This window comes from Rhodohalobacter sp. (assembly GCF_041686455.1).
Taxonomy (GTDB): Bacteria; Bacteroidota; Rhodothermia; order Balneolales; family Balneolaceae; genus Rhodohalobacter.
In genome coordinates, this window is sequence record NZ_JAWLDW010000074.1 from 1 (window position 1) to 13,661 (window position 13,661).

At 43.6% G+C, this 13,661-nt stretch carries 9 protein-coding genes and 1 pseudogene; 5 read left to right on the plus strand and 5 right to left on the minus strand.

Annotated elements, in window-relative coordinates; all coding sequences use genetic code 11:
- The first annotated feature begins 272 nt into the window (after positions 1-272).
- The 3 genes from tnpA to ACESM0_RS09315 all read left to right on the plus strand — a co-directional run bounded on the left by tnpA (position 273) and on the right by ACESM0_RS09315 (position 2,984).
- Positions 273-734 carry an IS200/IS605 family transposase gene (tnpA, locus tag ACESM0_RS09305; protein WP_372905822.1) on the plus strand — a complete coding sequence of 154 codons (462 nt, stop codon included), beginning with the start codon at positions 273-275 and terminating at the stop codon, positions 732-734.
- 359 nt (positions 735-1,093) lie between these two features.
- On the plus strand, positions 1,094-2,029 hold the full coding sequence (locus tag ACESM0_RS09310) for a homocysteine S-methyltransferase family protein (RefSeq protein ID WP_372905824.1): 936 nt from the start codon (positions 1,094-1,096) through the stop codon (positions 2,027-2,029).
- Between the two features lie 550 nt (positions 2,030-2,579).
- Complete coding sequence (locus tag ACESM0_RS09315) at positions 2,580-2,984, plus strand: VOC family protein (protein WP_372905826.1); 405 nt, start codon at positions 2,580-2,582, stop codon at positions 2,982-2,984.
- Positions 2,985-3,000: 16 nt separating this feature from the next.
- On the opposite strand, the gene ACESM0_RS09320 is transcribed toward ACESM0_RS09315, so the two are convergent.
- The 3 genes from ACESM0_RS09320 to ACESM0_RS09330 are packed head-to-tail and all read right to left on the minus strand — an operon-like array spanning position 3,001 to position 8,617.
- On the minus strand, positions 3,001-4,356 hold the full coding sequence (locus ACESM0_RS09320; protein WP_372905827.1) for a TolC family protein: 1,356 nt from the start codon (positions 4,354-4,356) through the stop codon (positions 3,001-3,003).
- Entirely contained in the window at positions 4,353-7,520 is a 3,168-nt protein-coding gene (locus ACESM0_RS09325) for an efflux RND transporter permease subunit (protein WP_372905829.1), read from the minus strand. Before ACESM0_RS09325 ends, ACESM0_RS09320 begins: the two co-directional genes overlap by 4 nt.
- Before the next feature lie 8 nt (positions 7,521-7,528).
- The gene (locus ACESM0_RS09330) at positions 7,529-8,617 is read right to left on the minus strand and encodes an efflux RND transporter periplasmic adaptor subunit (RefSeq protein ID WP_372905831.1); all 1,089 of its coding nucleotides are present in this window, start codon (positions 8,615-8,617) and stop codon (positions 7,529-7,531) included.
- A gap of 255 nt (positions 8,618-8,872) precedes the next feature.
- Between ACESM0_RS09330 and ACESM0_RS09335 the strand changes: the two genes are divergently transcribed.
- Both ACESM0_RS09335 and ACESM0_RS09340 read left to right on the plus strand, forming a co-directional pair.
- The gene (locus ACESM0_RS09335; RefSeq protein WP_372905833.1) at positions 8,873-9,496 is read left to right on the plus strand and encodes a TetR/AcrR family transcriptional regulator; all 624 of its coding nucleotides are present in this window, start codon (positions 8,873-8,875) and stop codon (positions 9,494-9,496) included.
- 408 nt (positions 9,497-9,904) lie between these two features.
- Positions 9,905-12,979: a glycosyl hydrolase gene (locus ACESM0_RS09340; protein WP_372905835.1), complete on the plus strand. Its 3,075-nt coding sequence runs from the start codon at positions 9,905-9,907 to the stop codon at positions 12,977-12,979.
- A gap of 34 nt (positions 12,980-13,013) precedes the next feature.
- On the opposite strand, the gene ACESM0_RS09345 is transcribed toward ACESM0_RS09340, so the two are convergent.
- Together ACESM0_RS09345 and ACESM0_RS09350 are read right to left on the minus strand one after the other, a co-directional pair.
- The gene (locus ACESM0_RS09345; protein WP_372905837.1) at positions 13,014-13,283 is read right to left on the minus strand and encodes a DUF488 domain-containing protein; all 270 of its coding nucleotides are present in this window, start codon (positions 13,281-13,283) and stop codon (positions 13,014-13,016) included.
- A gap of 198 nt (positions 13,284-13,481) precedes the next feature.
- Positions 13,482-13,661, minus strand: a pseudogene (locus ACESM0_RS09350) (hypothetical protein); the annotation flags it as partial.

The window sequence follows — 13,661 nt, forward strand, 5'->3', positions numbered from 1 at the left end:
CCACTGCCCCGGATGGGGCAGAATCTTTTACTCTCTCCTATATTCTAACTACTGAATCATTTTTTGTATAACAAATAACTAAGCACCATCGGTGCGGAATACCCGTAGCCCATGGTCGGCGCAAAGCGGTGGCCATGGGGTAAAAAATCCGAAAAGAATAGTAAAGCACCGTAGGTGCGGCATAAGTTTATTTTTTTTGACTTCTAAAATATATTTATTCAAACTTTATTTTATTGAAGCAGGGAGATAATAAATCAAATAAAGGGGGAACAATGCCTAAAACCTACTCAAAACTATATGCACAATTAATTATTGCCGTCAGGGGACGATCTAATTTTATTCAGAATAAGTGGAAAACCGAACTTTATAAATACATTTCCGGTATCATAAATGGAAAATCGCAGAAGTTGTATTCTATTGGGGGAATGCCTGATCATATCGATCTGCTTGTAGGATATAATCCTTCTATTACATTGTCAGATCTAATAAGAGATATAAAATCTAACTCCTCAGCTTTTGTAAATCGGAAGATGTTTTTTGATAAAAAATTTCATTGGCAAGCAGGATTTGGAGCCTTCAGTTATGGAAAATCTCAGATATCTGATGTGATTCGATTTATTGAGAATCAAAATGAGCACCATAAGCATCACACATTCAAAGAGGAGTATATCCAGTTTCTTAAAAATTTTGATGTGGATTTTGAATCAGAGTACCTTTTTGAATTTTATGAATAATTTTGATTGATACCGCACCTACGGCGCTAATCTAAATAAGGAATAAAGCCTACCCCACAGATTCACTTGTGAACCTGTGGGGCTACGGTTATACCGCCCCTAACGGGGCTGAATTTACAGAGTGCTATCATTACTCTCCTCATTTTGACACATGGGGATAAATTCGAGCGTCCCGCACGTTACTTAAATTTGAAATAAAAATCTGTTGGTTCCATCTCTTCGGAATTATTTACTGCAAAGAAAAATTTAAATCAATAGAGGCATGTACCTATGAACAAGAGTACAAATTCAAAACTTGTAAACGTACTCAGTTAGGAAATTGATCAAATTCATAAAAAATTGTTATCGATACACGAACTATGAAAAATATATGCTTATTGGAAGGCGGAACAGGCCAGGAGATCTATAAGCGATCCCGAAAGTCGGCTCACCCGCTTTGGTCTGCCAAAGTAATGATGGAACGGCCGGATATTGTCAAAGAAGTTCACAAGGATTTTATTAAGGCGGGAGCCCGCATTTTAACCATCAATAGCTACACGATAACCCCAACCCGTCTTCGCAGAGACGGTGAAGTCGAGTGGTTTAAAAAACTTCAGTTACAGGCCACAGAAATTGCGTTGAAGGCCCGGGATGAGCTTGAATCTGTAGCAGAGGATGTGCAGATAGCCGCTTGCCTCCCTCCTTTGACGGGAAGCTACATCCCGGATGAACGTTCCTTTGCAGAGATTAAGCAGGAATATGAACAAATTGTTGCTATCCAGAAACCTATTGTTGACCTGTTTCTCATCGAAACCATTGCTAGCATAAAGGAAGCGAGAGCAGCGTCTGAAGCCACCCTTGAAAGCGGTAAAACGGTTTATCTGAGTTTTACACTGTCAGACAAGCAGCCCAATCAGCTCCGCTCCGGAGAATCTATTGATGAAGCGCTGGATGCCGTATCCGGTTATTCACTGGATGCCATTCTTTTCAACTGCTCCTTTCCGGAAACGATAAGCGAGGGAATGAAATCGTTACAGCATCTGAATATTCCTTACGGAGGATACGCAAATGGCTTCACCACTGTTGAGCCGCTTAAGCCGGGAGGAACCGTAGGTCAACTTTCCGCCAGAAGTGATCTGGACGAAGAGAAATATACTTCTTATGTCATGGAGTGGATTAATGCCGGTGCCTCCATCGTTGGCGGCTGCTGTGAGGTTGGGCCCTCCCATATCGACCATCTCCGACAAAGGATTGAGGAGGAAGGATATGGTATTGTGTCCTCCCGGAAGGTTAGCCTGGAACAGTTAAAAACGTAAAAAGATAAAAGGTATAATCAGAACATTATTGGTGTGCCCTCCCTGTTAGTAAGGTCTCATAATTGCTATCATGAAATCCCCAAGCTAACGCGCGAGGCTACATTTGAGCGATTCATTCGGGATCGGTATTTGAAGCCTGGTAAAAAATGAGACAGTTTTATAGGGTGCTTAGATTCAATTTCAGTTCATAGGAACTAAAGCTTCCTGACTTTACTATAACTGCTCCGGAAGGTGCAGTATCTTTATTAAAAAGAAAATGCACCCCCATTCCACTGCCCCGGATGGGACAGAATATTCTACACTCACCTATATTCAAAACTACTGAATCATTTCTGTATAACAGATAACTAGGCACCGGCGGTGCGGCATATCCGTAGCCCATGGTCGGCGCGAAACGTTGGCCATGGGTTAAACAACGAACAAGAATTTAAAAGCGTCATAGGTACGGCACAGTTATTTTCTAACTAAAATTCCCGATTGATTTTCATAATGGATTATGCGATTACTAAATTACCTTTTGATAATGAAAAACAGTCAAAACTCACTTATAATGATTAAGCAACTGGCGCATATTTGTATCCACACTGAAGATCTTAAAGGAACCGAAAGATTCTACTGTGAGGTGCTCGGATTGGAAAAAGGGTTCATTTTTGAAAAGGACAAAGAACTGTTTGGGTATTACATCAAACTTGGCAACGACTCGTTTATTGAGGTGTTTAAAGGCAAGCCCGGAAAGATTGGAAACATCAATCACCTGGCCATTGAGACGGATGATATCGATCAGATCATCACAACATTGCGCTCAAATGGGTTTGATGCAACAGATAAAAAACTGGGTTGTGATCACACCTGGCAGACCTGGACGAATGATCCTAATGGTGTTAGAATAGAGTTCCACCAATACACGGATGAGAGCCTTCAATTCAAAGGTGGGATTTGTGAGGTGGATTGGTGAGAAAGAGATGATAGTTTTAGAAATTAACCAATAACCCACCACTTAAATAAAGCAACAACGTCTCGCTCTGCTTCAGCTGAAATCCTGTTTCTGCAACTCTGAGCCTTGCATTTTCAAGAGATAACTGAGCCGAACGCAGCTCCACACCGGTAATTTCGCCTCGATCAAACGCTGACTTCGCCCGATCATAATTTCGTTCATAGACTGACAGGTTTGACCTCTCCGTTACAAGCTGCTCCTGAAGGTGCAGATACTGCTGCCAGCTGTTTTCGAACCGGGTTTGCATCTGCATTGCCGACTCCTCTCTGCGCAACTCCTCTTTACGAATTTCATTCATTGCATTTTGGGATTGAATGCGATTACGTCCACCGCTAAAAATCGGAATTCTCAGCGTGATTCCTCCGCTGAATCCAAGCTGCTCCTGTACTTCAAACTGACCTTCCGTTGCGCTCATATAGCTGTATCCGTAACCGGCGGATGCCGTTAGCGTTGGCAGAAATCCGGCTTTTGTTGCACGCTCATTCAGTTCAGCCTGCTTCAGTCGTTTTTCCATAATATTCAGAACAGAGTTGTTTTTCATCAGCAGGGATTGGAAATCTTCATAGCCCGGCAATTTCGATTCTTCAAATTCGTCGGCCACAGGAATTATATCCCGCCTGCTCCATCCTATTTCGGTGTGCAGATCGCGATATGCATTTTCGTACTGAAGCTTCAGATTTCTGAATTCCGTACTGTCGCTTTTTAAATCGGCCAGTGCCTGAAGCTGCTGCTGTTCATTCACCTGACCGTATTTACGTCTCGTTTCAATCGTGAGGTAACGATCGTTACTTTGCTCAAGTGATACCTCTTTTACCTCAATAGCCCTCTGCAGTGTTGCTACCTGTATAAACTGGCCTGTGATATTCAGAATGGTGTTTTCTAACTGAGTTCGGTACTGCAGATCGGCAAGATCACTGCCAGTTTCCAGCATTTTGTAACGCAAACGTCCTTTCAACCCATCGTAGATCACCATTTGTGAACCTATTTGAGAATTGAACTGTGTGGTTGTTACTCCATCATACGAGATTGACCGGTTTCCCTCCTGTTGTCCACTATTCTGCGGATCGAGCAAATTCCGGAAGAATGAACCCGGTGTGATTTCAAGATCGCTGTACGCCGCACTCAGTCCACCTGTTATCGCCAGATTTGGGAGCTGACCGGCATTTCCGCGTGAGACGCTGTTCTCTGCTATATTTGCATCAATGTCGCTGACCTGCACGCTGTGGTTGTGTTCCAGTGCCGCTTTGATCGCTTCATCAAGGGTGAATTGTTGTTGAGCAGAGACACTGCCTGCTGAAATCACCATTAAAAATGACAAAATTATCAATCTCATAGTGCACTCTTTTTATGATGTTCATGGAGAATTACTGCCGGTTCAATACTTTTTCGTGACTCCGGCTTTTTTCCGATCAGATCTAAAATTTTGAATTTACCGTTGTTAAAAATGACAAGGAATGCCGGGGCCAGTGTCAGAGAAATGAACAATCCGAATGTGAGTCCATAAGCAATCGCAATGGCCGGTGGTTTCAGAAACGCAGATGCAAGTCCACCTACAAATATCATGGGAATGAGTCCGGCAACGGTACTTAGTGTTGTCAATAGTATTGGGCGAAATCGGGATCGTACCGCATCCTTCAGCGCTTCTTCAAAATCCATGTCGCTTTTGAGATTGTCGTTGAATGCAGTTACCAGCACCAGAAGGTTGTTGATCAAAATACCGATAAGGGCGATCATCCCAATCAGCGAGAAAATGTTCATAGTGGCGCCGTGAATCCAATGGCCAATCACCACGCCCGTGAAGGCAAATGGAAGTGTGAGAAGAACCAGGAATGTTTGGCTGAACGACTGAAAATTGATAACAATCAAAGCCAGAATGATCAGTAAAATAATGGGGGCAACCGTTATCATTGCCTCCGTAACATTCGCCGATTCGCGGTTTTGTCCCTCAATCACAAACTGTACTCCCGGATATTCCTTCTCCAATCCGGAAATGATGTTTTCACTGATATCTCCCAGTATTGCAGGAGCTGAAAGTGAAGGATCTGCAAGATCCGCATCCACCCGAATAGTTCTACGGCCGTTTATATGGTTGATGTTGAGCGATGCATCCGTTGGAAATATTTTCGCCACTTCCGACAGCGGGTACGCTCCCTTTGGTGTTCGGATTTTCACGTTCATCAGGTCGGAATAACTCTGTCGGTTCTCTACCGGAAATCTCAGCCATACCCGAACATCATCCCCGGTTCGCTGAAGCGTTTGCACTTCCATACCAAAAAATGCTGTTCGAACCTGCATCATCACATCCTGTAGAGAAAGTCCGAGCTGTTCACCCGCTTTCGACAGTTCTATGTGAAGTTCCGGATTCCCGCGCTGATCCGTATCGGCCACATCAACCAGATCGTCCCTTTTTGCAAGTTCCGATTTGAGCTTTTCTGCAGCAGCCTGTATCTCTTCCATCTTATTCCCCGACACAGAAATATCTACCGGGAGGCCGCCAAATCTATGCTCACCAAGTGCAGAAATAAATCGTACATAGTTTGTACCGGGAACGGTACCCACTTCGTCCCTGAACATGTTGTTAATTTCGTACGCTGGTATCCCCCGCCTTTCGCCACCCATCATCACAATTCGCAGCTCCCCCTGGTGACTTTCCGGACCAAGTATCATCTCTACATTTCGTATTACTTTTTCGTTATCAGCTCTTTCAGCACTCAACTGATCCCCAATTTTGTATACTGCCTCTTCAATATTTGTCAGCCTCGACTTTGTGGAATCGACGGGAACTCCAGGCTCCATCTCGATGCGTACCAACTGCACATCATCATCCAGATAGGGAAAAAAGGTAACCGGTAATACACCGCTTCGGATCAGTAACACGGATCCTATCAACAATAGAATAAATGCAGATACATTTAGCCATCGCCATTTGTGAGATACCACATCGGTAAACGGAATAAAGTAACGATCTCTGAATGTTGTAAGGCCGTTAGCCATCGCTTTCTCAAAACGGGTCTGCTTGTTTTTATCAGACAGTACTTTTGAAACGGTTAGTTTTTGAGGTAAAAAGAGAAATGTTACAATGAGCGCAGCCAGCAGAGCGCTGACTACCACAAAAGATACTTCAGTAAAAAAGGCTCCGGGTTTTCCGGGAAGAAAGAAGAAAAGACTGAATGCCGTTGCGGTTGTCATCAGCGAGATGATCATGGGTGAGGCAACTTCCGCAGCTCCGTTTCGGGCGGCCTCCACTGGCGTTTCACCAAATTCATTGTAATGGCGGTAAATGTTTTCAGCCACCACAACACCGGTATCCACCAGCATCCCCAGAACCAATATAATCCCAAATATCGATACCGGGTTGATGGTGAAGTCATAACCCATAAGTGCCGATGCAAATGTACCCAGTACAGCCAGCGGTATCGTCAGTGAAACCCACATGGCAATGCGTTTATCGAGAAAAAGCGTGAGTATAAGCATCACGAGTATCAAACCAAAAATGGCGTTACTTCTCAACGATTCGACCCGATCATACACAAACTCTGAAAAATCCTCCACAACGGTTAGCCGAACACCGTTGTGAAGCGTATTGAAATCATCGGCATACTCCATGACTTCCTCAGCAACAGCCACCAGGTTTTCATTATTGGTCGTCAAAACCTGAATAACTACTGATTCTTCACCATCAAGATATCTCTCAATGGGCCGGTCATCGAATTGATCTTTCACAGACGCTATATCCCTAAGCAGAACTCGCTCTCCATTCGGCCCCGATCTTACCGGTATTTGTGATATTTCAAATGCCGTTCTCTCCTTATTTTCGGCTCGTATTTGCCAGTTGGTGTCTCCCGTTTTCAGTTGGCCGCCGGTGATGTCTATATTATTTCTCCTTACTGCTTCCGCCACCTCCTGTGAGGAAATACCAAATCGATCCATTTGCTCATCATTCAGCTCAACAGAGATCTCCTCAGCGGGGAAACCTTGCAATATGACGTTTGATATCCCCTTTTCAATAATAAATTCATCCCTGATTTGATCGGCATAGTCTTTTTTCTGCTGTAGCGAAAGATCCCCGGTTAACGCAAGAGAAATGGTGGGATTCAGCATCTCCTGCTTAAACACAATCGGCCGGTCCATCTCTTCCGGTAAATCTGTTACACGGTTCACTGCGTTCTCTACATCCACCAAAACTCTGTCGATATCGGCCCACTCAAAAATCTCTACCGTAATGCGTCCGCTGTTTTCCCGGGCTACGGATGTATGCCTGTCCATACCGGAAATACCGTTCAGATTCTCCTCAATTCTTGAGATCGCCCGCTCTTCAATTTCAAGCGGTGAAGCTCCCCTGTAGGTGATGTTTATGTAAATTTCTGTTGGGTCCTCAGGCGGGTTCAGCGTATATCGCGTCTGACTGAAGCTTAGTATTCCCATCAAAACAATCACCACCAGTCCCAGGGTAACCATGGCGGGATATCGGACAAAAAAGCTAATGAGTCTTTTCATGAATTTCCCTAATTGATGATTCGTCCGGCAACGGGTTCGGAGGTATCTTCAACTATCTCATCCCCGTTTTTCAACCCCTCAACCCAAAGATGATTACGCTCCAGATTTACAATCTGAATGGGATTTTCTACCAAAATCCCCTCTTTTTTAACAAGCACTCCACCCGCTCTCAATAAAGCCGTCTTTGGTATTCTGGCAAGCTCTCTTTTGTTATCTGATTCTATTTCTCCCTCCAGATACATTCCCTCTCGTAAATTATTACCCATTACTTCCAGATATATCAGTACTTGCTGTGATGAAGGTTCTACAGATGGATTTACTCTTGCTACTTTGGCTGAGTAGGTTTCAGTTTGATCCTCATTTTTAATTTCCATCGTCAAACCCGGCTGAATCCACTCTGCTTCGCCGGTTTGAACTGATGCTGTTAAAATAAACCGGGATGGATCGACCAGCGTACCGAGATGAAACTGTGGTCCTACAACCTGATCCGGTTCGGCTTTTGCTGCCGACAATACACCGGAAAACGGTGCGTGAATAGTAAATTTTTCTAAACGCTCTTCTGCGCTTTTGATACTATAGTAAAGTTCATAAACACCTTTCGATTCCAGAAATCGCTGCATATTCTCACCGAAATCGGGAACCCGTGATACCTGTTTATCTGCTGCCAGTGAATGATACCACTCCTGATACTTCGACAGCATTTCAGGATGATCCAGTTTGATATCGGCCATCAATGCGGATACCAGCGTTTTAAATTTACTTCTTGATGATTGAAGCTGCATTTTGGTCTCAGTGTCATCCAGCTGAATGATCACCTCTCCCTCTTCATAGGAGATTCCCTCACTAAATGGCTTAGTCCTTTCCATTACTTTGCCCTGAGCCTCCGGGAATAGCTCGATTCGATGTTCAGCCCGTATTCGACCGCTTAGAAAAATCCGGTCGGCTACTTGCTCGACTTCTACAGTAAAGAGATCAATTTGGGATGAGTTAGTTACAGCCGGTTCAGTTACGCCGGAATTTTCCTCAGACTCACCGTTACAAGAGGCTGTTATCATTAGCAGTAAAAATACCGCTGTACTTAGAAAGACTTTATTCATGTCAATATTCCTATTTGTTATTCAACTATAGTTTACGGACATATATCATTTAGTTCAACCATATGGTTAATTTTTAGATTTGGAAACACTAAATCATTTAAATGGTTTATATACATTGACTTATAATTATTATGTAGCTCGATAATTGTAACTCTTTTATCATATACATACTAATCAGTTTAACCATATAGTTAACTTTTGTGCTAATTTTTTCTATTTTGCGTTTGTAATACTAATTCATAAAGCCTCCGTAATATGAGTAACGAAAAGGAATCTTCATCCACTGAACTGAAAATCTTTGAAGCCGCAAGAGATGTATTTCAAAGCAAGGGGCTTGAAGGCGCCCGGATGCAGGAGATAGCGGACAAGGCGGATATCAACAAGTCTATGCTGCACTACTACTATCGATCCAAAGAGAAGCTTTTCGAAAAAGTGTATGAGCTCTCCATAATCAAACTAATGCCGCAAGTCGCCTCTCTACTCAATGAAGAGATGCCTCTGGACGTAAAACTCCGGAAATTCTCTATGAAATATCTTGAACTCATAAAAGCCAATCCCGATATCCCGCTATTTGTTATTCACGAGATGAATAAAAATCCTGGCCGGCTGAAAAAATTTATTGCAAAAGAAATTGGGAAACGCGTTCAGCCGTTTTTAGATCAGATAAAAGAAGAGAGGGAAAAAGGCAATACCGTTAATCTGCCGCCTGAACAAATTTTCGTGAACATAATGGCCATGTTAGTTTTTCCATTTTTGGGACGACCTGTACTTCAGGTTATTTTTGACATGGATGAAAAGGCCTTCTCACAATTCATTGCCGTTCGGGAAGCATTTATGCCTGATTACCTGGTGAGTATGGTGATGAAAAAAGAGCAGTAGTTTAGTTTTCAGTAAAAAACTATCAGAAATACATTTCAACAGAAATGAAGCGGATAAATTTAGAAGCGTTATACATCTCAAATTTCGCAACCGTTCATTCAATTTTGGCCATTCGGGCTAGCGATACCAGCATTATTACTACATCGCGGTAAGATGTTTAGATAAGTTCGATCATTTTTTAAATCCACGCATGGTTCAATCTGCAAACAATTAAATTGTGCAAAAATGTAAAAAGCCCCCTGTCCTTTTGATTAACAGCATTCTATCCCTAATTTAATAGGAAATAAAAAGTACGTTAATAAAAATACCGTCCTGTTTCTTTGCATACTCACCGCAAATTATCTGACAAATATGTGAAACCGGGTAATTTTTTGCTAACACTCCTGAACGTTTCCAGTGAACGAAAGTATGCGCAATTACAAATCATCTCTACCTTCTAAATCCAATATCAAAAAATTAAAGGGCGTACTATTTTTTGTTCATACTCTGCTGCTAATCGCTTTTACTGCCTCAATTTCAGTGGGTCAAACCATTTCTGTAGGACAAGGCAGCTACAGTACTAATCTGTCTGCAGGTCAGCAGGGAGCGAGTCTTCAGGATGGCCAACCGGCTTTTCCACTTCTTTCGGATCAATTTAATCAGCCTGTTCAAACAAGTGATTTCTGGAGCAGCCTGCTCTACCCTTTTTTCGGTGACCCTCACTCCGCATTTCTCTACGCGCATCCTCTTGCTATGAAAGCTACACCAACCGGAATGCAGCTTGGCTATACGTCGCAGGCCGTTGTAAACGATAGAGACTATATTTTTCCATTTGCCAATCACATGACTGTAGGTGTGGATGGACTGAATGCACCGGATACGAAAACCTTTCACTATGGCGATTGGACCGTAACAGGCGAATGGCAAGACAGTAATCGTGAAATGCTTGCTACCTTTGGGCACGGAATGCCGTTAATATTCTTTGAGATCACTGGAGGTGACGCGGTTATCAACCTAAATCAATCACATACGGTTTGGCATCAGGAAGATGAAGTTCTGGGTTTAACCATTGGCGGTGAACATTACGGTTTATTTGCACCATCGGGCTCTCAGTGGACAACAGGAGGACAGTTAAGTTCTTCGCTCAACGGAGAAACATTCCTTTCAATTGCCGTTCTGCCTGATAACGATCCGGAAACGCTGGAATTTTTCCGGAAGCGCGCCTATGCATTTGTTACGGATACAGAGGTAAGCTGGCAATACGATGAAGCCGATGCCACACTCAATAGCATATATTCGTTTGAAACAACACTCCGTGATAATTCGGAAGGAAACCTGAATGAAACCCTTACCGCACTTTACAGGCATCAATGGCTTGATGTTGAAGAGTCGCCTACCGAATATTCGTATAATTCGCCACGTGGCGAAATGAAACTTCTGTCAGGAAATACATTTACCACAGCTCGTCAATTTTCGGGAATACTCCCTTCCCTGCCCGATTTGGGTGACTACGACAGAACAGATCTTCTGCAATTCGTAAAGCAAGCAGCGTCTGAAAATCTAGGAAGCGGACCCACCTATAATAATGGAAAGGAAATGGCGCGTTTTGCCCATCTTATTCATATTGCCGATCAGCTGGGTGAGGAAGCTGAAGAAGCCAAAGATCAGCTGACCAATAAGCTGAAGAACCGGCTGGAAAATTGGTTCACTGCCGGTGGAGATCAGGAGTATGTATATGACGAAACCTGGAACACGCTAACCGGCTATCCCTCCGATCATGGGGCAAGTACTCAGATCAACGACCATCATTTTCATCACGCCTATGCCATTATGAGTGCGGCCACCATCGCACGTTTTGATCCGGATTGGGCTACCTCTGAAAACTGGGGCGGTATGGTAAACCTTTTAATTCGCGATGCCAACAACTGGGATCGGGAGGATGACATGTTTCCATTTCTACGCTCTTTCGATGTTTATGCCGGTCACTCTTGGGCTGCCGGGCACGGCGCATTCGGAGACGGTAACAACCAGGAATCAAGCTCTGAGGCGATGAATTTTGCATCGGCGGCCATCCTTTGGGGTGAAATGACCGATCAACCGGAAATCCGTGACTTGGGGATTTATCTTTACACTACCGAATCCGCAGCTATTGATCAGTATTGGTTTGATGTGGATGAGGAGGTTTTTCCGGCAGATTACAACTACAACGCATTGGGTATTGTCTGGGGTAATAAAGGAAATCACACCACATGGTTTGGCCTTCAACCCGAGTTTATTCACGGCATCAATATCCTGCCAGTTCACAGCGGTTCATTCTATCTGGCCAGAAACACTGACTATATCATTCAAAACTATAATGCAGCAGCATCGGCAAGCGGTGGTGAGATCTCAATTTGGAAGGATATTTTTTGGAACTATCTCGCCATGGCAGATGCTGACCTGGCTCTGAGTAAACTTGAAGCCGATCCGAACTATGATCGCTTTGATGGCAACTCCCGTGCTCATACTCTGCATTGGATTCATAATATGAAGCAGCTTGGACACGTAGATTTTTCCGTAAGTGCTGATATTGCGACCTACGCGGTATTTCGAAACGCTGAAGATCAACGCACTTATGTAGCCTACAATGCTGACGAAAATTCAAGAACGGCAACCTTTTCGGACGGTTTCACAATGGAAGTAGATGCCCGCCAGATGGCAACAGGGTTTACCGGAGATGATACAATTGACGATGATATTGAAAAATTAGCACTGCCCGTCGAATTTGATAACAATGATGTCAACTGGGAAAATGTATTTACAAATTTCGGCGGCGCGGTCAGTACCGTAGTAGCTAACCCGGATCAAAACGTAGACAACCAATCGGACCAGGTAGCAAGGATGGTGAAAAATGAGGGCGAAAACATGGGAGGAAGTCATTTAACCCTCTCGGAAGAGATTGACATTACCAAACCTTTTACCATTATGGTCTGGGCTCCGGGTGACGGAAGCACACTGCTTTTTAGAATTGAGAATTCAGAAAATCCTGAACAGTATTTTGAGGCTAGTGAATCCATACCCGTCAGTGAACAATGGGTGGAGTTAACCTATGACCTCTCAGATGCAAACTCTGATTTTAGCTATAATAGCATTGCTCTCATTTTCGACCCTGAAACGGGGGGTGATGGCACCTCGGGCTATACCTGGTATTATGATGGAATCGGTTACCAAAGCGACCAACCCGATGATGAAGAACAACCGTCCGAGTATATACTCTATCAAAACTACCCAAATCCATTTAATCCCACGACTCAGATTGCGTACTATCTGCCCGAAGCGGCCGAAGTTAGTCTGGTTGTATATAACTTGATGGGCCAGCACGTTGCAACTCTTGAAGATGGACCAAAAAACGAGGGTCAGCATACAACCACATTTGATGCGAGCAATTTGGCAAGCGGAGTCTACATATATCAGCTCACAGCAGGAAATGTTGTAAAGACAAATAAAATGTTATTTGTGAAATAGACCTCTGCTTCATTCGATGCGATTCAAATTGAGTTTAGTTGTTTAACAAATCCTCCAGAAACTCTTTCAGCACCATCGTGCTGTTGTGTGCTTGATCTTTGGAGGCGTAGACAATGGTTACCGTTTCGTGCTGTTTAATCAGATCCAACAGTTCCTCAACTGCCTCGGAGCCGAATAACTCTTTCCGGTATCTTTCATTGAATTCCTGCCACTTTTCCGGGTCGTGATCGAACCATTTTCTCAATTCGTGACTTGGCGCCACTCCCTTCATCCATCGATCAAGGGCTGCCCTCTCCTTGCTCACGCCCCGCGGCCAGAGCCGTTCCGTGTTCCGTTAAAACTCGGAAGCCATCCGATTTAGCCGGCTCATCATAAATTCGTTTAGTCTATATGTTCATAATTTTTAAAAAGAATGTATGGGCATAAAAACCAAAAAAAAAAAACCGGCCTGTATGGAACAGACCGGTTTTTAAAATTTCTGTTAAAATGGTGAAACTATGAGTTAGTAGCCTCCTCCACCGCCGCCGTCCCCGCTTCCGGCGTTAGAACCGATGTTACCTTGGCTCAAAATTGCTCCAAGATTTGTCGGACTTTCATGTACGTTAATATATCCGTTAAAATCGGTCAAGTCATTATAGGATTCATTAATCAGCATACTACTTCTGGAGTCCGGATCCATGGC

Bases quoted from the DNA above. Each gene is read 5' to 3' on its own strand.
- ACESM0_RS09310 (WP_372905824.1), top strand. From the start codon at position 1,094: ATGAAAAATATATGCTTATTGGAAGGCGGAACAGGCCAGGAGATCTAT.
- ACESM0_RS09330 (WP_372905831.1), bottom strand. From the start codon at position 8,617: ATGAATAAAGTCTTTCTAAGTACAGCGGTATTTTTACTGCTAATGATA.
- ACESM0_RS09320 (WP_372905827.1), bottom strand. From the start codon at position 4,356: ATGAGATTGATAATTTTGTCATTTTTAATGGTGATTTCAGCAGGCAGT.
- tnpA (WP_372905822.1), top strand. From the start codon at position 273: ATGCCTAAAACCTACTCAAAACTATATGCACAATTAATTATTGCCGTC.
- ACESM0_RS09325 (WP_372905829.1), bottom strand. From the start codon at position 7,520: ATGAAAAGACTCATTAGCTTTTTTGTCCGATATCCCGCCATGGTTACC.
- ACESM0_RS09315 (WP_372905826.1), top strand. From the start codon at position 2,580: ATGATTAAGCAACTGGCGCATATTTGTATCCACACTGAAGATCTTAAA.
- ACESM0_RS09340 (WP_372905835.1), top strand. From the start codon at position 9,905: ATGCGCAATTACAAATCATCTCTACCTTCTAAATCCAATATCAAAAAA.
- ACESM0_RS09335 (WP_372905833.1), top strand. From the start codon at position 8,873: ATGAGTAACGAAAAGGAATCTTCATCCACTGAACTGAAAATCTTTGAA.